This is a genomic window from Bartonella sp. MM97QHHN (genome assembly GCF_042194285.1).
In the GTDB taxonomy this organism is placed as follows: Bacteria; Pseudomonadota; Alphaproteobacteria; order Rhizobiales; family Rhizobiaceae; genus Bartonella.
On record NZ_JBHIMS010000022.1, the window covers coordinates 1 to 24,182 of the forward strand.

Here is a 24,182-nt window from a genome sequence, read left to right on the forward strand (position 1 = left end):
CTTCGTTTTGCTATTCGTGAAGGTGGTCGTACTGTTGGTGCCGGTATCGTCTCTAAGATCATTGAATAAATAATGCTTGTTAAAGGGGTGTTAAAAGTGTTTTAGTTTTGAGAGTTAGGGGTATAGCTCAGTTGGTAGAGCGGCGGTCTCCAAAACCGCAGGTCGCGGGTTCAAGTCCTGCTGCCCCTGCCAAAGGGGGTACATATAAGGGAGTGGATTTTGCTGCCTTTTTCGCTTTTTTTGATATGGGGCTTGTTTTTTTGTGTGTGAAACGGTATTGAATAGAAAGTAAGGAAATTGCATAAGTCTGAAAGTTGGCTTTTGCATTTTTTTCCTGTTTATTTTATTCTATAAAACACAATAGGACTAGAGAGAGTATAGTGTGACGATGGCATCTAAAACCAATCCGATTACCTTTTTGAAGCAGGTTTATGCAGAAACAATTAAAGTGAAATGGCCTACACGTCGTGAGACGGTTATTTCTACTATTATGGTTTTGTTGGTAACTGCATTGGCTTCAACTTTCTTTTTTATTGTGGATCAGGTTATGCATTTTGGTGTTTGGCGGGTTATTGATCTTCTGAAATATCTTTTTAGTTGAGAATGTAAGGAAGTGTGACTGTGGCAGCTCGTTGGTATATTGTTCAGGCATATTCAAACTTTGAAAAGAAAGTAGCGGAAGCTATTGATAAGGAGGCAAAGCAAAAGGGACTTGATCATCTTTTTGAAAAGATTTTTGTTCCAACAGAGCGTGTTGTAGAGGTTCGTCGTGGACGCAAAGTTGATACTGAGCGAAAATTTTTTCCTGGTTATGTTCTTGTTCGTGCTGAGTTAACAGATGAAGTTTATCATCTTATTAAGAATACGCCTAAAGTGACAGGTTTTTTAGGATCAGATGCGCGTCCTGTTCCCATTTCTGATCGAGAGGTTGAGCAAATTCTCAAACAAGTTCAGGAAAGGGTTGAGTCTCCAAAGTCTTCTGTATTGTTTGAGGTTGGAGAGCAAGTTCGCGTTGCTGATGGTCCTTTTGTTTCGTTTAATGGAATTGTTCAAGAGGTTGAAGAAGAGCGCTCTCGTCTTAAGGTTGAAGTGCTTATTTTTGGGCGTCCTACGCCTGTTGATTTGGAATTTAGTCAGGTTGAAAAACTCTGATTAAACTTAGAGTAGTTTTAATTACTTTAAGGAAGGAGTGGGAGGTGATTTATAGCTTTTGTCGGCTTAATGATCCGAACCACGTGACTGCAAGCGGGTAACGGGCAAGATGAATTGTCAGTATACCAGTAAAATTAAAGGCAGATTGTTATGGCAAAAAAAAGTATAGGTCAGCTTAAGTTGCAGGTCCCTGCAGGAGCTGCTACTCCATCTCCACCGATTGGTCCAGCTCTTGGGCAGCGTGGTATTAATATCATGGAATTTTGTAAGGCGTTTAATGCAGCGACACAAGAAATGGAAAAGGGGGCACCGATTCCAGTTGTTATTACGTATTACCAAGATAAATCTTTCACATTTTCTCTCAAGACGCCTCCTGTATCATTCTTTTTAAAGAAGGAAGCAAACCTGAAATCTGGCTCAAAAGAGCCTGGTAAAGTGTCTGTAGGAAGCATTTCTCGCGATAAAATTCGTTCGATTGCGGAATCAAAGATGAAAGATCTTAATGCGAATGACATTGAGGCAGCAATGCGTATGGTTGAAGGTTCTGCTCGCTCGATGGGCTTGGAAGTGGTGGGCTAATATTATGGCAAAAGTAGCAAAAAGAATAAAAAATATCCGAAAAGATATTGATTTTAATGAACTTTACGCTTTAAAAGATGCCGTTTCAATGGTTAAGGAGCGTGCTGTTGCTAAGTTTGATGAAACAATCGAAATTTCAATGAACTTGGGTGTTGATCCTCGTCATGCTGATCAAATGGTTCGAGGCGTTGCTCATTTGCCTAATGGAACAGGGAGAAATATTCGTGTTGCCGTTTTTGCTCGTGGGGATAAGGCTGAGGAAGCTAAGGCGGCAGGAGCTGATATTGTGGGTGCCGAAGATTTATTTGAAAGCGTTAATAGAGGGACTATAGATTTTGATCGTTGTATTGCAACGCCAGACATGATGCCTCTTGTTGGTCGTCTTGGTAAGATTCTTGGTCCACGGAGTTTGATGCCGAATCCGAAAGTTGGTACTGTAACACTTGATGTCGCCGGTGCTGTCAAAGCTTCTAAAGGTGGTGCTGTTGAGTTTCGTGTGGAAAAAGCTGGTATTGTGCATGCTGGTATTGGTAAGGCTTCTTTTGGTGTTGAAAAAATCGTAGAAAATATAAAAGCCTTTGCAAGTGCAGTTATTAAAGCCAAACCACAAGGTGCAAAAGGTGAGTATATTAAGCGCGTTGCTGTTTCGTCGACTATGGGAATTGGTGTTAAAGTTGATCCAGCAACGGTTCGTTCAGAGCTAGTATAAGCTGATTTATAATTTTGTTTTGGGGTATGGGAATATCAAAATTGTATTTAAAATGCTGATTTTGATCAGCTCGCTATCTAAGCTTTATAGGGCTTAGGTTGTACCGGGAGAAATTCCGGAATATCCTGTCCGAGATTGTAGGTGATGCTTTTAAGTATCTTAATCAAAAAAAACCTGCATGAGACTGGGGTAAAAACTGAGAGTTAAAAGACTTAAAGGGTTTGAGCCAAGGTTGCCTTTGAGCGCTGTGCGTGAAAAAGGGGACAGGATCCTCATCGGTGACATGAAGTGTTTTATGTTATCAAAGGTAACCAACAGGTTTGTTTTAAGCAAATCTGTTAAATGGAGAGAGACAGTGAATAGAGCGGAAAAACGCGAATTTGTTACATGGCTTAACGAGGCTTTTCGGAAGTCTGGTTCTGTTGTTGTTGCACATTATTCCGGTCTGACAGTTTCACAGATGAATGATTTGCGTTCGAAAATGGGTGAAGCTGGCGGTGCCGTTAAGGTCGCCAAAAACCGTCTTGCTAAAATCGCTCTTCAGGGCACGGAATCTGAATCGATAGTGGATTTGTTTACTGGACAAACACTTATTGCTTATTCAGAAGATCCAATCACAGCACCGAAAGTTGCTGTTGATTTTGCGAAAAGCAATGACAAATTTGTCATACTTGGCGGTTCAATGGGTGCAACAAGTTTAACTGTAGATGCTGTGAAGTCATTGGCTTCATTGCCTTCATTAAACGAGTTGCGTGCAAAACTTGTGGGTATGATTTCTACCCCTGCGACCCGTATTGCACAGGTTGTTAATGCCCCTGCTGGTCAGGTTGCACGTGTCATTGGAGCATATGCTCAGGAGGATAAGGCGGCTTAAGGCTGTTTGTATTCACGTTTATGGAAGAGCTTTAATGCTTTTCTGTTTTTTTGAATAAGATTTAATAATGGTTAAAATCTTTTAATTGAAGGAATTTAAAAATGGCTGATCTAGAGAAGATCGTAGAAGACCTTTCTAATCTAACCCTTTTGGAAGCCGCTGAGCTTTCTAAGTTACTTGAAGAAAAGTGGGGAGTTTCGGCTGCTGCTCCTGTAGCTGTCGCTGCTGTTGCTGGTGCTGCTGCTCCAGCTGCTGAAGAAAAAACAGAATTTGATGTTATTCTTGTTGAAGGTGGCGCACAAAAAATTAATGTTATTAAGGAAGTTCGTGCTCTTACTGGACTTGGTCTTAAAGAAGCTAAAGATCTGGTTGAAGGTGCACCTAAGCCTATTAAAGAGGCTGCTTCTAAAGAAGAAGCAGAAAAAATTAAATCTCAACTTGAAGCTGCCGGTGCTAAGGTGGAACTTAAGTAAATTTAATTTTATCGGCGGGCATTTATGTTCGCCGATTTTCTTTCTCTTAATACAAAGAGGGAAAATAATGAGTAAAAAACCTTTTCCCAATGGTTTCGTAACAGGAATGGGATAGGTTTGGATTACTTACCCCTTCATCATAGAGTCAAAGAGATAAATGGCTTATGTTGGTGGGGAAAGTTAATGATGCTCATTATTGAGTGTCAAGTGAACTGGTCTGCATATGCAGGTTAATGGTATAAGGCTTTCAAGGTTGGTCTACCTTGAAGAGTAAAGATCAAGGAGCGACGATGGCTCAGACTCACGCAATGATGTCTCAATTCAATGGTCGTAAGCGCGTACGGAAATTTTTTGGTAAGATTCCTGAAGTAGCAGAAATGCCAAATCTTATTGAGGTTCAAAAAGCCTCATACGATCAATTTCTCATGGTTGAGGAACCGAAAGGTGGACGACCAGATGAAGGTTTGCAAGCTGTTTTTAAATCGGTTTTTCCTATTTCAGATTTTTCCGGTACAGCTATGCTTGAGTTTGTAGGTTATGAATTTGATTTACCAAAATTTGATGTTGAAGAGTGCCGTCAACGTGATTTAACTTATGCTGCCCCATTAAAGGTCATATTGCGTTTGATTGTTTTTGATGTTGATGAGGATACTGGCTCCAAAGATATCAAAGACATTAAAGAGCAAGGCGTTTATATGGGTGATATGCCTTTAATGACGACGAATGGTACCTTTATTGTTAATGGTACGGAGCGTGTTATTGTTTCTCAGATGCATCGTTCTCCTGGTGTCTTTTTTGACCATGATAAAGGAAAGTCCCATTCATCAGGAAAGCTTCTTTTTGCTGCTCGTGTTATTCCGTATCGAGGTTCTTGGCTTGATATTGAGTTTGATGCTAAGGACATCATTTATGCGCGTATTGATCGACGGCGCAAGATTCCTGTTACTAGTCTTTTGATGGCATTAGGTATGGATGCGTCGGATATTTTATCGACGTTTTATGATAAAGTGACTTATGAGCGTGATGGAGAAGGATGGCGAGTTCCTTATTCTGTGGATCGCTTTAAAGGAATGAAGCTCATTTCTGACCTTATAGATGCAGATAGTGGTGAAGTCGTTGCGGAGGCTGGTAAAAAATTAACAGTTCGTACTGCGAAGTCTTTGGTAGAAAAAGGACTTAAAGCGGTTAAAGTTAGTGAAGATGATTTATTAGGTTGTTATCTAGCCGAAGATATCGTCAATTACGAAACAGGTGAAATCTACCTTGAAGCTGGTGATGAAATTGACGAAAAAGTATTAAAAATTCTGCTCGATGTTAGTGCTGATCAAGTCAATATTCTTGATATTGATCACATGAATATTGGCGCTTACATCCGCAATACTTTGAAGGTGGATAAAAATGAAAGTCGGCAGGATGCGTTATTTGATATTTACCGGGTGATGCGTCCAGGTGAACCTCCAACAATCGATACAGCAGAAGCAATGTTCCATTCATTGTTTTTTGATCCAGAGCGTTATGATCTTTCAGCTGTCGGGCGTGTTAAGATGAATTTACGTATGGATCTTGATTGTCCAGACACAGTTCGTATTTTACGCCAAGAGGATATTCTTGCTGTTGTTAAGATGTTGGTTGAATTGCGTGATGGACGTGGTGAAATTGATGATATTGATAATCTTGGCAACCGTCGCGTTCGTTCCGTTGGGGAGTTGATGGAAAATCAATATCGCATTGGTCTTCTTCGTATGGAGCGTGCGATAAAAGAGCGTATGTCATCGGTTGAAATTGATACAGTTATGCCACAGGATTTAATCAATGCAAAGCCTGCGGCAGCAGCGGTCCGTGAATTTTTTGGGTCTTCACAATTGTCGCAGTTTATGGATCAAACCAATCCATTGTCAGAAATTACCCATAAGCGCCGTCTTTCTGCTCTTGGTCCAGGTGGTTTGACTCGTGAACGTGCGGGTTTTGAAGTCCGTGACGTACATCCTACGCATTATGGTCGTATTTGTCCGATTGAAACACCAGAAGGCCCCAATATTGGTCTGATTAACTCCTTAGCAACATTTGCGCGAGTTAACAAATATGGCTTTATTGAAAGCCCATATCGAAAAATTATTGATGGGAAAGTCACAAAAGAAGTTATTTATCTTTCAGCGATGGAAGAAGCAAAGCATTATGTCGCTCAGGCTAATTCTTCATTAGATAACGAAGGTCGTTTTATAGAAGAGTTTGTTGTTTGCCGTCATGCTGGTGAAGTTTTAATGGCGCCGCGTGATCATGTTGATTTGATGGATGTTTCACCAAAACAGTTGGTTTCAGTTGCAGCAGCGCTTATTCCTTTTTTGGAAAATGATGATGCGAATCGTGCGCTTATGGGATCGAACATGCAGCGTCAAGCAGTTCCTCTTGTACGCGCTGAAGCGCCATTTGTTGGGACGGGAATGGAATCTATTGTTGCGCGCGATTCAGGAGCTGCTGTAAGTGCAAAACGTAGTGGTGTTGTTGATCAAGTCGATGCTACCCGTATTGTTATCCGTGCAACAGAAGATTTAGATCCTTCAAAATCAGGCGTTGATATTTACCGCTTACAGAAATTTCAGCGTTCTAATCAGTCCACTTGTATTAATCAGCGTCCTCTTGTACATGTCGGTGATAGGGTAGAGAAAGGTGATATCATTGCAGATGGTCCATCCACGGATCTTGGTGATTTGGCTCTTGGGCGGAATGTTCTCGTAGCCTTTATGCCTTGGAATGGATACAATTATGAAGATTCTATTTTGTTATCCGAGCGCATTGTTGCTGATGATGTGTTTACTTCAATTCATATTGAGGAATTTGAAGTTGCGGCACGCGATACAAAACTTGGACCTGAGGAAATTACGCGCGACATTCCTAATGTTGCGGAAGAAGCGTTAAGAAATCTTGATGAAGCTGGCATTATTTATATTGGTGCTGAAGTTCAACCAGGTGATATTTTAGTTGGAAAGATTACCCCGAAAGGTGAAAGTCCCATGACGCCGGAAGAAAAGCTTCTGCGTGCAATTTTTGGGGAAAAGGCATCCGATGTTCGTGATACTTCTATGCGTATGCCTCCTGGGACTTTTGGTACTGTTGTTGAAGTTCGCGTTTTTAATCGCCATGGCGTGGAAAAAGATGAACGTGCGATGGCAATTGAGCGTGAAGAAATTGAGCGTTTAGCAAAAGACCGTGATGATGAACAGTCTATTCTTGATCGCAATGTTTATGCGCGCCTCACCGATATGTTGACAGGTAAAGTTGCTGTAGAAGGTCCGAAAGGCTTTTCGGGCAGCAAAAAGCTTGATAGTACAGTAATGGGGCATTATCCACGATCCCAGTGGTGGCAATTTGCTGTTGAGGATGAAAAGCTTCAAAATGAAATTGAAGCTTTGCGCAAGCAATATGATGAATCAAAAGAAGCATTACAACGTCGCTTTATGGATAAGGTTGAAAAGGTCCAAAGAGGTGATGAAATGCCTCCTGGTGTCATGAAAATGGTGAAGGTTTTTGTGGCTGTGAAGCGCAAAATCCAACCAGGTGACAAGATGGCGGGACGTCACGGGAATAAGGGTGTTGTTTCACGTATTCTTCCCGTAGAAGATATGCCATTTCTTGAAGATGGGACCCATGCTGATATCGTCTTGAATCCGCTTGGTGTGCCTAGTCGTATGAATGTTGGACAAATTCTTGAAACGCATCTTGGTTGGGCATGTGCGGGGATGGGCAAGAAGATTGGTGCTTTGTTAGAGTTATATCAAGAGACTGGGGATATATTGCCGTTGCGTCAGCGTATTGAAAATCTTATGCCTGATGATAATCATAATGAACCAGTTCGTCAGTATGATAATGAAAGCCTTTACAAATTGGCATTGCAGATGAAGAAAGGGGTTTCAATTGCAACGCCTGTTTTTGATGGAGCACATGAGTCTGATATTAACATGATGCTGGAAGACGCAGGCTTAGATAGTTCAGGGCAGGTTACGCTTTATGATGGTCGTACTGGGGAGCCTTTTGATCGTCCAGTAACGGTGGGATATATTTACATGTTGAAATTGCATCACCTTGTTGATGATAAGATTCATGCACGTTCTATTGGTCCCTATTCACTTGTTACGCAGCAGCCATTAGGAGGTAAGGCACAATTTGGTGGTCAGCGTTTTGGTGAAATGGAGGTTTGGGCACTTGAAGCTTATGGTGCTGCATACACTTTGCAGGAGATGCTAACAGTAAAATCAGATGATGTGGCTGGTCGAACAAAAGTCTATGAGGCAATTGTGCGTGGTGATGATACATTTGAGGCAGGTATACCCGAAAGCTTTAATGTGTTGGTAAAAGAAATGCGCTCACTTGCTCTTAATGTGGAGCTTGATGATGCGCGTGAACTTATTGCACAGCGGGCATTGTCTGATACGGCAGAATAATAATTCAAGGAGCGCACTAGAAAAAGGTGCGCTCTTATTACTTTAAGAGGCTCAATAACCTTATTAAGGCTATACAGGTCATTTTTAAAAGTAAATGTCTTTTAAAGAAGATCTGTTATAAAATAGATGAGATATTACAACAGGTTCTAAGAATCTTTGAAGGAGAACAGCATGAACCACGAGGTCATGAATCTTTTCAATCCTCAAGCGCCAGCGCAGACATTTGACTCTATTCGTATTTCTATTGCGAGTCCTGAGAAAATTTTGTCCTGGTCGTATGGTGAGATTAAGAAGCCTGAGACGATTAATTATCGGACTTTTAAACCAGAGCGTGATGGTCTTTTTTGTGCACGTATATTTGGCCCTATTAAGGACTATGAATGTCTATGTGGCAAATATAAACGCATGAAGTATAAGGGCATTATTTGTGAAAAATGTGGTGTAGAGGTTACTCTTTCCCGCGTACGTCGTGAGCGTATGGGGCATATTGAACTTGCGGCACCCGTTGCGCATATATGGTTTCTTAAATCATTACCAGGTCGTATTTCTACACTTTTAGATTTAACTTTAAAAGATATTGAACGGGTTCTTTATTTTGAGAATTATATTGTAACCGAACCAGGATTGACGTCTCTTAAGCTCCATCAGCTTCTTTCTGAAGAAGAATATATGCTTGCTATTGATGAATTTGGAGAAGATCAGTTTACAGCTATGATTGGCGCTGAAGCTATTTACGAGCTTTTAGCTAGTATGGAGTTAGATAAAATCGCTAATGATTTGCGTCTTGAATTAGCTGAAACAACTTCAGAGTTAAAGCAGAAAAAATTGATTAAACGACTTAAAATCGTTGAAAATTTTCTTGAATCTGGAAATAAGCCAGAGTGGATGATTATGAAAACAATTCCGGTTATTCCACCGGATTTGCGTCCATTGGTTCCGCTTGATGGTGGGCGTTTTGCGACATCAGATCTGAATGATCTTTATCGGCGTGTTATTAATCGTAATAACCGCTTGAAACGGCTGATTGAATTGCGTGCTCCTGGAATTATCGTACGCAATGAAAAGCGTATGGTACAAGAAGCTGTTGATGCATTGTTTGATAATGGACGGCGTGGGCGTGTGATTACTGGAGCCAATAAACGTCCTCTTAAGTCTTTATCAGATATGTTGAAGGGCAAGCAAGGACGTTTTCGTCAGAACTTACTTGGGAAGCGTGTTGATTACTCGGGGCGTTCTGTTATCGTGACGGGTCCTGAATTAAAATTGCATCAATGTGGTCTTCCCAAAAAAATGGCTCTTGAATTATTTAAGCCTTTTATTTATGCGCGGCTTGATGCAAAAGGCTATTCATCAACGGTAAAGCAGGCAAAGAAGCTTGTTGAAAAAGAACATCCAGAAGTTTGGGATATCTTGGATGAGGTTATTCGTGAACACCCTGTTTTACTCAACCGTGCGCCAACATTGCACCGTTTGGGGATTCAGGCTTTTGAACCTATCTTAATTGAAGGCAAAGCTATTCAACTTCATCCACTGGTGTGTACTGCTTTTAATGCAGATTTTGATGGTGATCAGATGGCGGTTCACGTGCCGCTTTCTCTTGAAGCACAGCTTGAAGCCCGTGTTTTGATGATGTCCACCAATAATATTCTTCATCCGGCCAATGGTGCTCCCATTATTGTTCCCTCACAGGATATGGTTCTTGGTCTTTATTATCTTTCAATTGTTTCTGAAAAAGAACCAGGTGAAGGAATGGCCTTTTCTGATATAGGTGAGCTTCATTATGCCTTGGAAAATAAGGTTATAACGCTTCATACGAAGATTAAAGGCCGTGTTAAGAATATGGGGAAGGATGGAAAAGAAGTCTCTAAACTTTATGATACGACACCTGGTCGTTTGATTATCGGTGAGCTTTTGCCAAGAAGTGCGGATATCTCATTTGATATTGTCAATCAAGAGATGACGAAAAAGAACATTTCTAAAATGATTGATCATGTTTATCGGCACTGTGGACAAAAAGAGACGGTTATTTTTTGTGACCGTATTATGCAGCTTGGCTTTTCTTATGCTTGTCGTGCAGGAATTTCATTCGGTAAGGACGATATGGTTATTCCTGATAGTAAGTCGCGTTTAGTCGCAGAAACAGAAGCTTTGGCTAAGGAGTACGAACAGCAATATAATGATGGTTTGATTACACAAGGTGAAAAATACAATAAGGTTGTAGATGCTTGGGGTAAATGTACAGATCGCGTTGCAGATGAAATGATGAAACGTATTCAAGCCGTCGATTTTGATCCTAAAACAGGTCGTCAACGGCCGATGAACTCTATCTATATGATGTCGCACTCTGGTGCTCGTGGTTCTGCTAACCAGATGAGACAATTGGCCGGTATGCGTGGATTAATGGCAAAACCATCGGGTGAAATTATTGAAACACCCATTATTTCCAATTTTAAAGAAGGTCTAACTGTTAATGAATACTTCAATTCCACGCATGGTGCACGTAAAGGACTTGCTGATACTGCGTTAAAGACGGCGAACTCTGGTTATTTAACACGGCGTCTTGTTGATGTTGCACAGGATGCTATTATTTCAGCAGTTGATTGTGGTACCGCAAAAGGGCTTACCATGCAGCCGATTGTTGATGCAGGACAAATTGTTGCCTCCCTTGGGCAAAGAATTCTTGGTCGTACAGCGCTTGTTGATATTCTACATCCTGTCTCTGGAGAGGTTATCCTTGAAGGTGGAGCAATGATTGAGGAAGCTGATGTCGCGAAGATTGAAGCAGCTGGAATTCAATCTGTTCAAATTCGTTCTGCATTAACATGTGAAACACGTCTTGGTGTTTGTGCAAAATGCTATGGTCGTGATTTGGCGCGTGGAACACCTGTTAATCAGGGAGAAGCCGTTGGTGTTATTGCTGCTCAATCCATTGGTGAGCCGGGAACACAGCTTACTATGCGTACTTTCCACTTAGGAGGAACTGCGCAGGTTGTTGATTCATCGTATTTAGAGGCATCTTATGAAGGTAAGGTGGAGATTCGTAATCGTAATGTGGTTCGTAACTCTGAAGGCCATTTGGTTGTTATGGGGCGTAATATGGCTATCCTTATCAAGGATGAGTTAGGAAAAGAGCGCGTTGTACATCGTGTTAGCTATGGTGCTCATATTTTTGTTGATGATGGTGATGTGGTTAAACGTGGCCAACGTATAGCAGAATGGGATCCTTATACACGTCCAATTTTAACGGAAGTTGAAGGCTATGTGGGTTTTGAAGATATGATTGATGGTTTATCTGTCACTGAAACAGCTGATGAATCTACGGGTATTACGAAGCGTTTGGTGATTGATTGGCGCGCTAATCCACGTGGTGCGGATCTTAAACCAGCTATTATTATTCACACGGATAAAGAAGGTGAATCCATTGCTAAATTGTATAAGGGAGGTGAAGCCCGTTATATGATGTCAGTGGAAACTATTCTTTCTGTTGAGCTTGGTGCTCATGTTAAGGCTGGTGATGTTATTGCTCGTTTGCCAATGGAAAGTGCCAAGACGAAAGATATTACGGGTGGTCTTCCTCGTGTGGCTGAGCTTTTTGAAGCGCGTCGTCCAAAGGATCATGCGATTATTGCTGAAGTTAGTGGCACGATTCGATTCGGCCGTGGTTATAAGAATAAACGTCGTATCATTATTGAACCAAATGATGAAACTCTTGAGGCAGTAGAATACTTGATTCCAAAAGGTAAGTTGTTCCATTTCCAAGAAGGCGATCAAATTGAAAAGGGAGATTATATCCTTGATGGTAATCCAGCACCTCATGACATCTTGGCGATTAAGGGGGTTGAAGCTTTGGCATCTTATCTTGTTAATGAGATTCAGGAGGTTTATCGTTTGCAGGGAGTTCTTATTAATGATAAGCACATTGAAGTGATTGTTCGTCAAATGTTGCAAAAAGTTGAAATTACAGAATCTGGAGATTCTGGTTATATTCCAGGTGATAATGTTGATCGTATTGAACTTGATGAAATCAATGATAATTTGATTGCAGAAGGGAAGAAACCTGCATCTGGTAATCCCATTCTTCTTGGAATTACAAAAGCTTCTCTTCAAACGCCTTCTTTCATTTCGGCGGCATCGTTTCAGGAAACAACACGTGTTCTTACTGAAGCAGCAGTTTCTGGTAAAATTGATACTTTGCAAGGACTTAAAGAGAACGTTATTGTCGGTCGTCTTATTCCAGCAGGTACGGGTGGTACAATTTCTCAAATCCGTCGTATTGCTGCAGTTCGTGATGATTTGATTGTAGATGAGCAGCGTAAGTCTAGTAATAACGAAGTGGCTAAGGCTATGTTGACAAATATGACAACCGGGGCCGTTGCTGAATAATTTAAATACAACACCACATAATATAAAAACGTCTGAATAGAAAGTTCAGACGTTTTTTATTTCGAAATGCAGAAGTTGTATATTTTCTTGAAAAATATCAAAAATTATAAGGCGATAGTTATTTTAAACATCTTTAGTAGCTTATTGTTTTGTAATGATGCTTATCTTTCTTGTTGTTTCATTTTAAAGTTTCTTAATTTCTGCAGGCAGTATAGAAAGTTTTTTCCCAAATATGTGAAACTCAAAAATCATATTCAAGGAAAAGAGTTGATTATCTACAAATCAAATAATGATTGATTTTAAACTTTAGGAAAATTTTTAATTGATATCTTCTATAGAGATTTAAAAGGATTTATAATGAAAGATCAATAGTCTTTCTGTAATCTAAAAATAATTGATTTTCTACTATACAATGTTTATGAATGTATTTTCTTCTAAATTAAAATGCAGAAAAGTAGAGATTAAGGTGCTCACTAAGTTTTATAAAAAATAGACATATTTCTTATAACAATGTGATCTATGCAGACAGAATAATAAAATGTACGAATATTATTCAATTGGAAAATTAACACGTGAGTTTTCAATAATAGCTCGAACTTTGCTATGAAGAAGAGGGACTTCTTATCCCTTTTCGGTGTGGAAGTACACGGCTTTATACATAAACGGATCGTCATAAGTTAAAACAAATCCTGTATGCTAACAGAGTAAAATTTTCGTTGTCTGAAATATCTGATATGTTGACAATGGTTGGAAAACCACCTGATGATGAGAAAAAGCTTAAGAAATTAATTGCAGGAATTCATAAAAAACGAACTGATTTAAAGCAGATGCAGCATGATGTTGATGATCTTCTACAGGATTTAGAACGAATTGAAGAGAGTTTTTTTGAGAGCTTAGCGGAGTTGGGGGTTAGTCATTGATTATAAATTTATTTTGTCTTCTTTTAGACAAATTTCTTTCTCTTAAAAGAGATAGATTATACTATCTCTAAGGGGAATATTTACCACTGCGTGAAATGTGTAAGTCATTTAAAGAAATAGAGTGTTTGAAAAAGCTGCAAAGGTATTTTCGCAGTATATTATCCTTGATAAGAAAAAACTATTTTTCATAAAGAAAGTAAAAACAATGACAGTTTCTCCTATGAGTGTTTTTCAATCTATTTTGTCACGAAAGTCAATTCGCGCTTTTACTGATCAGCCAGTTAGTTTGGAAACAATCAAAGAAATCTTAAAACTTGCAGCACGTGCACCATCTGGAACAAATATTCAGCCATGGCAAGTAATTGTGCTTACAGGAAGTGTATTACAGAAAGTAGGGCAAGAGCTTTCACAACTTGTGCTTTCAGGTGTAAAAGGAGAGCGTGAATATAGTTATTATCCACGTCAGTGGCGTGAGCCTTATATTTCAAGGCGTCGAAAAGTTGGTTTGGATCTTTATCAGAGTCTTGGAATTCAAAAAGATGATGAAGAAAAAGTACTTCATCAAAAGGCGCGAAATTTTTTATTTTTTGATGCACCTGTAGGACTCTTATTTACAATGGATCACGACATGGAAATGGGGAGTTGGCTTGATTTGGGTATGTTTATGCAGACCATTATGTTAGCTGCACGTGGATTTGGATTAGATACCTGTCCTCAAGCTGCTTTTGCTGATTATCATAAACAGATTCGTACGCTTTTATCTATTCCTTCTGATCGCCATATTATCTGTGGTATGGCACTTGGTTATCGCGATATGAGTGCTCCAGAAAACAATTTTGAGACAGAACGAGAATCGTTAGAAAAATTTGTACGTTTCATTGAAACATATCCATAAAATATTTTATAAAATTAAGCATACGTTTTGAAGAACTTAGTGCATTATGAAAAATATTTCCGATAAGATTTCTCATCCTTATTGAATTTTAATATTGCATATTAACACTTATTTTACTACGCTTCAAACATTAGGAGTTGTGACTCTAGGGGCATTGTCCGTTTTAAAGGTTGGCTAATGGAAAACACTATAGAAAGAAAGTGTTGGGTGGTAGCAAGACGAGCGACATTCGTGTTTATTGTTGTCATTTTTTTAGTTTATCTCGCAATTTGATTTTAAACGGAAGAAACGTTATGAAAAAGCATATATGCTCAAGCTGTACTATAGTTTAAGGTGATACGTGTTTCTATCTGTTTTTGAACTTTTTAAAATTGGGATTGGTCCTTCTAGCTCACATACGATGGGACCAATGACAGCTGCTAATATGTTTTTGCAAAAGATAGGAGATTTTTCTCAGTCGTCTGATGTTCAAGTTTCTCGTATACGTGTTTATCTTTATGGTTCTTTAGCTTTCACGGGTATTGGTCATGCAACAGATAGAGCTATCATATTAGGACTTTTAGGAGAAAAAGCTTCTACTGTTGATCCTGATAGCATGGGGTTTCTGTTAGAAAAAGTTATACGTGAAAAAAAAGTGCAACCAGTAGGTCATCCCGCTTATCAGTTTGATGTGCAACGTGATCTTATTTTTGAACGAAAGCAAATCCTCCCTGGACATACAAATGGACTAGCCTTTGAAGGACTTGATACTGATGGGAATGTTCTGTTGCGGCAGATTTATTATTCTATCGGTGGTGGCTTTGTTGTGACTGAGGATGAATTAAGCCATATGAATGATAATATACAACCAGAAGCATTTGAGGTACCATATCCATTCGATTCTGCTTGTACAATGTTATCAATGGCAGAAAAATCAGGACTTTCAATTGCTGAAATGAAGCGCTTAAATGAAGAAACAAAGATAGAGCGTTCTTCTCTTGATGTAGGGCTTGATGAAATTTTTTCAGCGATGACAAATTGCATTGATAGAGGTCTTTCACAAGAAGGTGAGTTGCCTGGTGGATTGCGTGTTCTAAGGCGCGCTAAAAAGCTGCATGAAACGCTTTTGGAAAAACAAAAGAAAAATTACAATTATCCACTTTGGGCAAATGATTGGCTTTCGGTATATGCTATAGCCGTCAATGAGGAAAATGCAGCAGGTGGTCGTGTTGTTACAGCACCAACAAATGGAGCAGCCGGTGTCGTCCCAGCCGTTTTGCGTTATTATCTTCAATTTAATGATGATTCAGATCGAGAGGGAATACATAATTTTCTATTAACGGCAGCAGCTATAGGCGGTGTTATCAAACATAATGCCTCTATTTCTGGTGCAGAAGTTGGGTGTCAAGGTGAAGTTGGAACGGCATCTTCAATGGCCGCAGCAGGGTTGACCGCAGCGTTAGGTGGAACACCAGCTCAAATTGAAAATGCGGCAGAAATTGCGCTTGAACATCACTTGGGAATGACATGTGATCCTGTTGCAGGTCTTGTACAAGTTCCTTGTATTGAGCGTAATGCAATGGGAGCTGTTAAGGCGGTAACGGCTTCTTCTCTTGCATTATATGGTAATGGAGATCATTTTGTTTCTCTTGATGCTTGTATAGAAACAATGCGCCAGACTGGTCATGATATGAGTGAACGCTATAAAGAGACAAGTAAAGGTGGTCTTGCAGTCAATGTGATATCTTGTTAAGAGCTGGAACATTTTTCAATCCATAACTGGACTTTTGGGAGAGAGATCGTATTTTCTGATAAAGCTTATGTTTTTTCAGCGTTTATGTTGTATGGGGAGCGTTATTAAGAGGGACTTTCTTTATTGAACTTTTACAATAATCCCATCAAATGATAAGCTTTCATCTAATGAAGCTATTCATTTTTTCCAGAAAGATATCAAGGATAATTTTTATATTAAATCCAAAAGTGGAAAAATATTGGGTATTTTTATGTCCTTAACAATGTTTTTATTGAAAGCTTGGAGATATTGGATAGTTGGAAAAGCTGTCAGAAAAATTCAACAATTTAAGAAAAAAGTATGTTTATCAAAGGGTTTTCTAAGGCTGTAGATAATGGTTAATAATAAAATAATTTTTTAGAGAAATTAAATATTTGTTGCTCCTAAACGGATTTTAATAGGCACATTACCAGTTTGGCTCGCAACGCGTAAATGAATGCGTACAGGAGGCATTATGAGACGACGGTTGCGTATTGTTTGGCAAATGAGAAGGTGAACAAGAGATTGTGTATCTAATGCAGTCGAATTATATTTTAAACCAGTAAGTTTTGCGGCAGCATCGTGAAGAGAACGCAATGAAAGGAGGGATGATTGCTTCAATAAAATTTCTTTTTTATGGAATGAAGCAAAAGCATTATCTGTCATAATACTATCCTTAACGCAGAATTCAAAAATTTTTAGTAGGCTACAGTATAGCAGTTAAAATTTGCTTTCTTTAATGTAGAGCAAGCATCAAATGCAGCTTTTTTTGATTGAAACCCTGTAAAGCGCGCTCGGTAATAACGCCGCCCATTTTTTTCAAACAGTTGCATGTGTGAAGATGCGTGTTTTAAAATAGAAAAAGCTATATTTTTTGCTTTTAAAAGTAGAGTTTTTGCTTGTTCTTCACTAGGAAGAGAACCAATTTGGATAGCCCATCCGGCATTTTCGGACAAAGAGACTGTTACAATTTTATGAGTCTCAGCCGGTATAGTTTTTTGAGGATTCGGTATTGGTATAATTACCTTATTTACAGCCGTTATTGCGATATTGGAGTTTTTAGGTTGTTCTGCAAATGCTGTCAACATAGTCGAAATTTCATCGTCAAAATTACTTGAATCAGCTTTAATGGTCGGTATAGGAGTATTGGCGCCAGTCGGTAAGTGATAGCGTACAGAAGCCATTAAACGTTCACCACTTTTCATTTGGCTTGCTTTGGGCAAATATTGTTTCAATAGGCTAGCCATATGCTCGTCACGCGCAGTAGATGATTTACCTCCCATAACAACAGCGACAACAGAGCGCCCCTCAAGACGCATCGAAGTTGCTAAATTAGAACCTGACATTTGTGTGTAGCCTGTTTTAATTCCATCGACACCTTTCATTATTTTAACAAGTTTATTGTGGCTGTTAATTTTATGTCCACGGAAATTAAAACTTTTTGTTTTGAACAATTTATATTGTTTGGGAAAATGTTTACGTAAAGCTAATGACAAAGTCGCTATATCTCGTGCTGTAGAATAATTGTGCACATCCGGAAGTCCTGAAGCATTTGCAAAATGTGTATGTTTCATGCCAAGTTTACGAGCTTTTATTGTCATCATTTGAGCGAATTTTTTTTCACTACCTCCAAGATATTCTGCAATGGCAGCAGCAACATCATTTGCGGATCTTGTAATGAGTGCTTTAGCTGCTGATTCTGCAGAAATTGTTTGGCCTGCTTTAAATCCAATTTTTGTTGGTGGACGCATTGCTGCATAATGAGAAACAGGAATTGGTGTATTTGGTGTCACACGACGCATCTGCATAGCTTCAAAGAGTAAGTACAATGTCATCATTTTTGTTAAAGAAGCAGGATAACGTTTCAGTGTTGCATTGGCTTGAAATAGAGTTTTTCCCGTAGTAGCATCTATAACAATAGCCGCATACTTATCAGGATAGGCGCCTTGAGGTGTGGCTGATGCCCAACAGTAAGAAAAAGCTAACATAACAAAAGAAATTGCTATTGTTTTACAGTAGCGCATAATTTTTTGATAATTAATATACACTTGCAGTATCCTATTTCTCCATTTATCCTGAAAAACTTCTATAAAGCTTCCTTTTCTGTAATTTGTTGATGCAGTTTAGGCGAATGGTATTACTAATTTGTTTACAGAAGTTATTTTATGAGTGAGTGATTGAAGTCTAACCATAGAGGGAGATTTTTTTCTAATACAAACAGGTATTGCAATAGTTATGAAAGAATTTAAAATTAATAAAAAATGTGTTGCATGGAAAACGATAATGGGACAGACGCTCATAATAAACTCTATAGCTCATATTATGCATAATGAAAAGGGCAAGAATTGGGATGAAGGTAGGCATGGTGCGGTTATAATGCCTAAGGCTAGAGAAAAACTCGAAAAACCTAAATTATGTCGAGTTTTTTTGCTTAATGATGATTACACACCTATGGATTTTGTTGTTTTCGTTTTGAAGAACTTTTTTAAAAAAAGTTTCGAAGAGGCAACGCGGATAATGTTAAATGTTCATCACAATGGGATAGGAGAATGTGGGACTTATACTTATGAAGTCGCTGAAATGAAAATATTACAAGTGAGGGAATGTGCGCGTCAAAATGAACATCCGTTACAATGTGTAATGGAATGGAAGTGAGGAGCTATGCCATCTTTTACACCTAGTCTTGAAGAGGTTTTGCATCGTGCATTAACAATTGCTACTCAAGCACGGCATGAATATGCAACACTAGAGCATCTTCTACTTGCGCTGTTAGATGATGCCGATGCAAATTCCGTTATTCAGGCTTGCCAAGTAGATGTGGAGGAATTGCGAGAGCGCTTAACCAATTATCTTCGCTCAGAGTTAGATGAACAGATTAGAGCTGATGAGGATACAAAGCCTACAGCTTTTTTCCAGCGTGTTATCCAACGTGCGGTGATTCATGCACAATCAGCTGGAAAAGATGAAGTATCGGGGGCAAATGTTCTTGTTGCAATTTTTTCTGAACGTGAAAGCCATGCAGCATATTTTCTTCAAGAGATGGGAATGACACGCTATGATGCTGTACGTTTTATTTCACAGGGTGTCACGCGTGATGATGGGTTATCCATGTTACTTGAAGGACTTGAAGAGCAATTAGATCAGCAGATTTCGGATAATGGTGAAAGAGGAACAAGTGCTTTAACGAATTATTGTGTTGATCTCAATTGTAAAGCACGTAATGGAAAAATTGATTTATTAATTGGCCGTGAAATAGAAATTTCACGCATGATTCAGATTTTATGTCGAAGGTCAAAAAACAATCCGCTTTTGGTTGGTGATCCTGGAGTAGGGAAAACAGCTATAATTGAGGGATTGGCAAAGCGCATTGTTGATGGGCAAGTGCCTGAAGTTTTATCAAATGCAACAATATTTTCTCTTGATATGGGGGGACTTGTTGCAGGTACACGTTATCGCGGTGATTTTGAAGAACGCTTAAAGCAAGTTATTAAAGAGTTTGAGCTGTATCCAGATGCTATTTTATTTATTGATGAAATCCATACCTTAATTGGAGCAGGAGCAACATTAGGGGGAAATATGGATGCAGCAAATCTTTTGAAACCTGTGTTATCTTCTGGAACTATGCGATGTATTGGTTCGACGACTTACAGAGAATATCGCAAATTCTTTGAACAAGATCGTGCTTTAGAGCGTCGTTTTCAGAAGATTGATATTAATGAACCTTCTGTTACAGATGCGATTAAAATTTTGCAGGGGATGAAGCCTTACTTTGAAGATTTTCATCAGATTAAATATACAGATCAGGCGATGAAGGCATCTGTAGAATTATCTTCACGTTATATAATTGACCGTAGGTTACCTGACAAAGCAATTGATATTATTGATGAAAGTGGCGCAGCGCAAAAGCTTTTGCCACAAAAACAACGCAAGAAGAGTATAGGTGTTAAAGAAATTGAAGCGACTGTTGCTACAATTGCAAGAATTCCACCAAAAACAGTTTCCCGGAATGATCAGAAGATACTGAGTAAGCTTGAAAGAGAACTCAAACATGTTGTTTATGGTCAAGATCAGGCAATTTCCGTCTTAGTTTCATCCATAAAATTGGCGCGAGCAGGTTTACGCGAACCGGATAAACCAATAGGAAGTTATTTATTTTCAGGACCAACAGGTGTAGGAAAAACTGAAGTTGCAAAACAGCTTGCATCATCTTTAGGCATTGAATTATTGCGTTTTGATATGTCAGAATATATGGAACGGCATACGATAGCACGTTTAATCGGAGCACCTCCAGGTTATATAGGGTTTGATCAAGGAGGTCTCCTTACAGATGCCGTTGATCAGAAACCTCACGCAGTTCTATTGCTAGATGAGATTGAGAAAGCGCACCCAGAGTTATTTAATATTTTATTGCAGGTAATGGATTATGGTAGATTAACAGACCATAATGGTAAGAAAATTGATTTCCGCAATGTTATTTTGATTATGACAACCAATGCTGGTGCTTCAGATATGGCAAAATCAGCTATTGGATTTGGGAAAGTACATCGTGATGGTGAGGATATAGAAGCAATCAATCGGTTATTTACACCAGAATTTCGTAATCGGTTAGATGCAATTATTCCGTTTGCACCTTTATCTCATTTAATCATCAATCAGATAGTGCAAAAATTTATTTTTCAGCTTGAAGCACAATTAGCTGATCGGGGAATTTGTTTTGAATTAAGCCCTTCTGCAACTTTATGGCTTTCTAATAAAGGATATGATTCTCAGATGGGAGCACGCCCATTAGGGCGTGTTATACAAGAATATATTAAAAAGCCATTAGCTGATGAAATTTTATTTGGAAAGTTACGCAATGGCGGTACCGTTCGCGTATTGACACAAAAATCAAATGGTAAAAAAGAAAGCTTACAGTTAGAAATTTCATCTTCCGATATATCTGTAAGTTCAAAGAAAAGTAAAATGGAAAACTTTACAAAAAAAACGTGTAGGAAAAAAAGCACAACAACTTAAGAGTGTGTTATAAAGCTGCACGGATTTTTTTTGCATTCTCTTCAAGTATTTCTGGAGGCGTTACCATATCATTATGAGGGGTAAGCTCTATTCCCTCCATACGTGGTATAATATGAAAATGAAGGTGATAGACGGTTTGTTGACTAGCTGCTTCATTAAATTGCATGACAGTTATGCCATCTGCTTGAAAGGCTTTTTTGACAGCATTTGCAATTTTTTGAACAGCTTTAATAACAGGAAATAATGTTTCAGGATCTGCATCAAGTAAGTTTCTAGAGCCTTTTTTAGGAATGACCAGCGTATGACCTTGTGCCTGTGGCATGATATCCATAAATCCAATAACATCATCATCTTCGTAGACACGAACAGAAGGGATTTCATTGCGAATCAATTTAGCAAAAATATTGTTATTGTCATAAGCTTGTTTCATACAAATATTTCCTTTTATCGTAAGTTTAAGATTCTAATTTAAAAACGAAAAAATGCAAGGTTTATCAGAGTGTAAGACAAAGAAGTATTTTGACTTCAGTTATATTTAGGATAATGCACTGTCTTAATGAAGGTTTAGATTTCTATGATGGCTTCAACTTCTACAGGAACATCCATAGGAAGAGAGGCAACACCAATAGCAGAACGGGCGTGTTTTCCAATTTCACCAAGGATATTGACGAATAAATTAGAAGCTCCATTGGCAACAAAAGGAATATCGGTAAAATGAGAATCTACAGCCACAAAAACAGTAATTTTGACCACACGTTTTATTTTATTTAAGTCACCCAGAGTTGCCTTGAGTTGCGCGAGAATATTGAGAGCGCAAGCTTCAGATGCTTTTTGGGCTTGTTCGGTATTCACAGTTGCACCAACTTTACCGATGGCTATTGGTTTTCCATTAATAAGAGGAAGTTGCCCAGAAATAAAGAGTTGATTGCCACTTTGTGAAGTGGTGATGTAATTGGCAAGGGGGGAGATTACTTCAGGAAGAGTGATCCCGAATTTTTCTAAGTTTTTTTCAATCATATTGGTCATAATTTTAACTCCATAGCTGCTTTATAATATATTCATTGCATAATCTATTTTTTGATTTAAGAAAATGTGTGGTTAATTGAGAAATTAGCCTTTTTTGCCTTATTGTATGATGTTATGCAACGGGGATAAAGTTCGGAAGTTGGGAATGATTAGATCATTATTTATAATAGTTTTATATATTGTTTTTTTATGTACTGCGAGAGCTGAAGAGCCCATTTTTATTGTGCCTCATCGAGCAATTTATGATTTTCATCTCGATAGTGTTTCTCATGAAATGACAATTTCTGCGATGTCAGGACGAATGGTTTACGAGCTTGCTGGTTCGGCATGCCAAGGCTATAGCACACGTTTTCGTTTCATTAGCCGTGTTTACATTGAAGATATGCCAGTACGTTTGACGGATCAACAGACGACGAGTTATGAAACAGGAGACAGCCGTACATTTCGTTTTAATATTACAGATCAAGAGGGAGAAGAGGTTGTGCATCGTGCCGAGGGAGTTGCGGAGCGTACGCAAGATGGTATTACAGTTACCTTAAAAAAGCCAAAGGAAAAAGAGTATAAGCTTGCAATGGCTGAATTTCCAATGATGCAACTAAAAAATATTATCCGCCATGCAAAAGCAGGAGATCATTTTTACAATGTTACTGTATTTGATGGGACAAATAAAGCAGATAAAGTTATAAAAGAAAGTATCGTCATAGGGGAAAAGAAGACGCTTTTATCTGATAGCGAAACGGAAAAAGTAAGAAAATTGGATGAAGAAGAATATTGGCCTGTTACAATTTCTTATTTTGATGATGGAGAAAATAAAGATGGTTTGCCGGTTTATCGTAGCAGTTTTCTCTTACATGAGAATGGTGTCATGCGTGATCTTCATATAGATTATGGAACTTTTTCAGTGCGTGCAAAATTGAACAGTCTCGAATTCTTGGAACTTGGAAAAGATCTTAATCAATGTGAAAATGCAAATATTAAATGATTAAAGAAAATAACTTGAAAAAGAATCAAATATTAGTATGTTTGCGCTATTCCACACGCGGAGTCTGGGTGTTTGCAAATGATCTGTGAGAAACTTCTAGCAAGCATCCGCCGGTAGCAGGTCTTCCTGCTTTTTCCGCGGAGGTTGAACCGGAAAGGATAAGATTTATGGCACTACCCGATTTTACTATGCACCAGCTTTTAGAAGCTGGTGTGCATTTTGGTCACCAGACTCATCGCTGGAATCCCAAAATGACTCCCTATATTTATGGTCAGCGTAATAATATCCATATTATTGACCTTGCTCAGACCGTTCCACTTTTACACCAAGCACTTAAACTTGTTTCAGATACTGTAGCGCGTGGTGGTCGTATTCTCTTTGTTGGTACGAAACGGCAAGCATCTGACATTATCGCAGATGCGGCGAATCGTTCCGCTCAGTATTACGTTAATGCACGTTGGCTTGGCGGCATGCTCACAAACTGGAAAACGATTTCCAATTCGATCCATCGTTTGCGGAAGCTTGATAAAATTCTTGCTGCTGAAGCGCAAGGCTTTACTAAAAAGGAACGTTTAAATCTTGAACGTGATCGTGAAAAGCTTAATCGTGCGCTTGGTGGTATTAAAGATATGGGTTCTGTTCCAGATCTTATCTTTGTTATCGATACGAATAAAGAAAATATTGCACTCCAAGAAGCAAAACGTTTAGGTATTCCAGTGATTGCTATTATTGATACCAATTGTGATCCCGATGACGTAACACATCCAATACCAGGTAATGACGATGCTTCACGTGCAATTTCTCTTTATTGCGATCTTTTTGCCCGTGCTGCTCTTGATGGTATTGCACGCCAGCAAGGAGCAATGGGTATCGATTTAGGAGCTCAAGTTGATGCACCTGTGGAGCCTATTTTGGAAGAAAATGCAGTTTCAGAAGTTTCTGAATAATATAAAATGCCTAATTAAGGTACTTTTATTGTCTAAAGAA

The 24,182-nt window shown here is 38.8% G+C and carries 19 protein-coding genes, 1 tRNA gene and 1 pseudogene; 17 read left to right on the forward strand and 4 right to left on the reverse strand.

The window, feature by feature from the left end:
• The 13 genes and pseudogenes from ACFIJW_RS00430 to ACFIJW_RS00490 all read left to right on the forward strand — a co-directional run.
• A pseudogene (locus ACFIJW_RS00430) lies at positions 1-69 on the forward strand (elongation factor Tu); the annotation flags it as partial.
• A 47-nt stretch (positions 70-116) separates the two neighbouring features.
• A tRNA-Trp gene (locus ACFIJW_RS00435) sits at positions 117-192 on the forward strand.
• Between the two features lie 196 nt (positions 193-388).
• Positions 389-601: a preprotein translocase subunit SecE gene (secE, locus tag ACFIJW_RS00440; protein WP_375632753.1), complete on the forward strand. Its 213-nt coding sequence runs from the start codon at positions 389-391 to the stop codon at positions 599-601.
• A 20-nt stretch (positions 602-621) separates the two neighbouring features.
• Complete coding sequence (gene nusG / locus ACFIJW_RS00445; RefSeq protein ID WP_375632755.1) at positions 622-1,152, forward strand: transcription termination/antitermination protein NusG; 531 nt, start codon at positions 622-624, stop codon at positions 1,150-1,152.
• A 150-nt stretch (positions 1,153-1,302) separates the two neighbouring features.
• The gene (gene rplK, locus ACFIJW_RS00450) at positions 1,303-1,731 is read left to right on the forward strand and encodes a 50S ribosomal protein L11 (protein WP_273723157.1); all 429 of its coding nucleotides are present in this window, start codon (positions 1,303-1,305) and stop codon (positions 1,729-1,731) included.
• A gap of 4 nt (positions 1,732-1,735) precedes the next feature.
• Positions 1,736-2,440, forward strand: coding sequence for a 50S ribosomal protein L1 (rplA, locus tag ACFIJW_RS00455; RefSeq protein WP_375613460.1), 705 nt, complete (start codon positions 1,736-1,738; stop codon positions 2,438-2,440).
• Between the two features lie 355 nt (positions 2,441-2,795).
• Positions 2,796-3,314: a 50S ribosomal protein L10 gene (gene rplJ, locus ACFIJW_RS00460; protein ID WP_375632757.1), complete on the forward strand. Its 519-nt coding sequence runs from the start codon at positions 2,796-2,798 to the stop codon at positions 3,312-3,314.
• A gap of 101 nt (positions 3,315-3,415) precedes the next feature.
• Positions 3,416-3,787, forward strand: coding sequence for a 50S ribosomal protein L7/L12 (gene rplL / locus ACFIJW_RS00465; RefSeq protein ID WP_273790654.1), 372 nt, complete (start codon positions 3,416-3,418; stop codon positions 3,785-3,787).
• Between the two features lie 290 nt (positions 3,788-4,077).
• Entirely contained in the window at positions 4,078-8,226 is a 4,149-nt protein-coding gene (rpoB, locus tag ACFIJW_RS00470; protein WP_375632759.1) for a DNA-directed RNA polymerase subunit beta, read from the forward strand.
• A 171-nt stretch (positions 8,227-8,397) separates the two neighbouring features.
• On the forward strand, positions 8,398-12,609 hold the full coding sequence (gene rpoC / locus ACFIJW_RS00475) for a DNA-directed RNA polymerase subunit beta' (protein ID WP_375632761.1): 4,212 nt from the start codon (positions 8,398-8,400) through the stop codon (positions 12,607-12,609).
• 716 nt (positions 12,610-13,325) lie between these two features.
• A complete protein-coding gene (locus ACFIJW_RS00480) occupies positions 13,326-13,529 on the forward strand; it encodes a hypothetical protein (protein WP_375618381.1) in 204 nt (67 codons plus the stop codon).
• Positions 13,530-13,734: 205 nt separating this feature from the next.
• Entirely contained in the window at positions 13,735-14,424 is a 690-nt protein-coding gene (locus ACFIJW_RS00485; RefSeq protein ID WP_375618388.1) for a nitroreductase, read from the forward strand.
• Between the two features lie 340 nt (positions 14,425-14,764).
• A complete protein-coding gene (locus ACFIJW_RS00490; protein ID WP_375632764.1) occupies positions 14,765-16,156 on the forward strand; it encodes an L-serine ammonia-lyase in 1,392 nt (463 codons plus the stop codon).
• 405 nt (positions 16,157-16,561) lie between these two features.
• Here the strand turns inward: ACFIJW_RS00490 and ACFIJW_RS00495 are convergent, their stop codons facing one another.
• Positions 16,562-16,840, reverse strand: a complete 279-nt coding sequence (locus ACFIJW_RS00495; protein WP_375618379.1) for a hypothetical protein — start codon at positions 16,838-16,840, stop codon at positions 16,562-16,564.
• Positions 16,841-16,872: 32 nt separating this feature from the next.
• The gene (locus tag ACFIJW_RS00500) at positions 16,873-18,222 is read right to left on the reverse strand and encodes a D-alanyl-D-alanine carboxypeptidase (RefSeq protein ID WP_375632766.1); all 1,350 of its coding nucleotides are present in this window, start codon (positions 18,220-18,222) and stop codon (positions 16,873-16,875) included.
• A 235-nt stretch (positions 18,223-18,457) separates the two neighbouring features.
• Here ACFIJW_RS00500 and clpS point away from each other — a divergent pair, with 235 nt between their 5' ends.
• A complete protein-coding gene (gene clpS / locus ACFIJW_RS00505) occupies positions 18,458-18,829 on the forward strand; it encodes an ATP-dependent Clp protease adapter ClpS (protein ID WP_273790742.1) in 372 nt (123 codons plus the stop codon).
• A 6-nt stretch (positions 18,830-18,835) separates the two neighbouring features.
• Positions 18,836-21,187: an ATP-dependent Clp protease ATP-binding subunit ClpA gene (clpA, locus tag ACFIJW_RS00510; protein WP_375632768.1), complete on the forward strand. Its 2,352-nt coding sequence runs from the start codon at positions 18,836-18,838 to the stop codon at positions 21,185-21,187.
• A gap of 7 nt (positions 21,188-21,194) precedes the next feature.
• Here clpA and ACFIJW_RS00515 read toward each other — a convergent pair whose 3' ends face one another.
• Together ACFIJW_RS00515 and ACFIJW_RS00520 are read right to left on the reverse strand one after the other, a co-directional pair.
• Positions 21,195-21,617 carry an HIT family protein gene (locus ACFIJW_RS00515; RefSeq protein ID WP_375632769.1) on the reverse strand — a complete coding sequence of 141 codons (423 nt, stop codon included), beginning with the start codon at positions 21,615-21,617 and terminating at the stop codon, positions 21,195-21,197.
• Between the two features lie 134 nt (positions 21,618-21,751).
• Positions 21,752-22,213, reverse strand: coding sequence for a RidA family protein (locus ACFIJW_RS00520; protein ID WP_375607219.1), 462 nt, complete (start codon positions 22,211-22,213; stop codon positions 21,752-21,754).
• Positions 22,214-22,358: 145 nt separating this feature from the next.
• On the opposite strand from ACFIJW_RS00520, the gene ACFIJW_RS00525 reads away from it, so the two are divergent.
• Positions 22,359-23,195, forward strand: coding sequence for a cell envelope integrity EipB family protein (locus tag ACFIJW_RS00525; protein WP_375632770.1), 837 nt, complete (start codon positions 22,359-22,361; stop codon positions 23,193-23,195).
• A gap of 167 nt (positions 23,196-23,362) precedes the next feature.
• Positions 23,363-24,142 (forward strand): 30S ribosomal protein S2, encoded by a 780-nt coding sequence (rpsB, locus tag ACFIJW_RS00530; protein WP_273788135.1) that lies wholly within the window; start codon positions 23,363-23,365, stop codon positions 24,140-24,142.
• Positions 24,143-24,182: the final 40 nt, after the last annotated feature.

Bases quoted from the DNA above. Each gene is read 5' to 3' on its own strand.
- rpoC (WP_375632761.1), top strand. From the start codon at position 8,398: ATGAACCACGAGGTCATGAATCTTTTCAATCCTCAAGCGCCAGCGCAG.
- clpS (WP_273790742.1), top strand. From the start codon at position 18,458: ATGGGACAGACGCTCATAATAAACTCTATAGCTCATATTATGCATAAT.
- clpA (WP_375632768.1), top strand. From the start codon at position 18,836: ATGCCATCTTTTACACCTAGTCTTGAAGAGGTTTTGCATCGTGCATTA.
- ACFIJW_RS00520 (WP_375607219.1), bottom strand. From the start codon at position 22,213: ATGACCAATATGATTGAAAAAAACTTAGAAAAATTCGGGATCACTCTT.
- rpsB (WP_273788135.1), top strand. From the start codon at position 23,363: ATGGCACTACCCGATTTTACTATGCACCAGCTTTTAGAAGCTGGTGTG.
- ACFIJW_RS00525 (WP_375632770.1), top strand. From the start codon at position 22,359: ATGATTAGATCATTATTTATAATAGTTTTATATATTGTTTTTTTATGT.
- rplK (WP_273723157.1), top strand. From the start codon at position 1,303: ATGGCAAAAAAAAGTATAGGTCAGCTTAAGTTGCAGGTCCCTGCAGGA.
- secE (WP_375632753.1), top strand. From the start codon at position 389: ATGGCATCTAAAACCAATCCGATTACCTTTTTGAAGCAGGTTTATGCA.
- rplA (WP_375613460.1), top strand. From the start codon at position 1,736: ATGGCAAAAGTAGCAAAAAGAATAAAAAATATCCGAAAAGATATTGAT.
- ACFIJW_RS00485 (WP_375618388.1), top strand. From the start codon at position 13,735: ATGACAGTTTCTCCTATGAGTGTTTTTCAATCTATTTTGTCACGAAAG.
- ACFIJW_RS00495 (WP_375618379.1), bottom strand. From the start codon at position 16,840: ATGACAGATAATGCTTTTGCTTCATTCCATAAAAAAGAAATTTTATTG.
- rplL (WP_273790654.1), top strand. From the start codon at position 3,416: ATGGCTGATCTAGAGAAGATCGTAGAAGACCTTTCTAATCTAACCCTT.
- rpoB (WP_375632759.1), top strand. From the start codon at position 4,078: ATGGCTCAGACTCACGCAATGATGTCTCAATTCAATGGTCGTAAGCGC.
- ACFIJW_RS00515 (WP_375632769.1), bottom strand. From the start codon at position 21,617: ATGAAACAAGCTTATGACAATAACAATATTTTTGCTAAATTGATTCGC.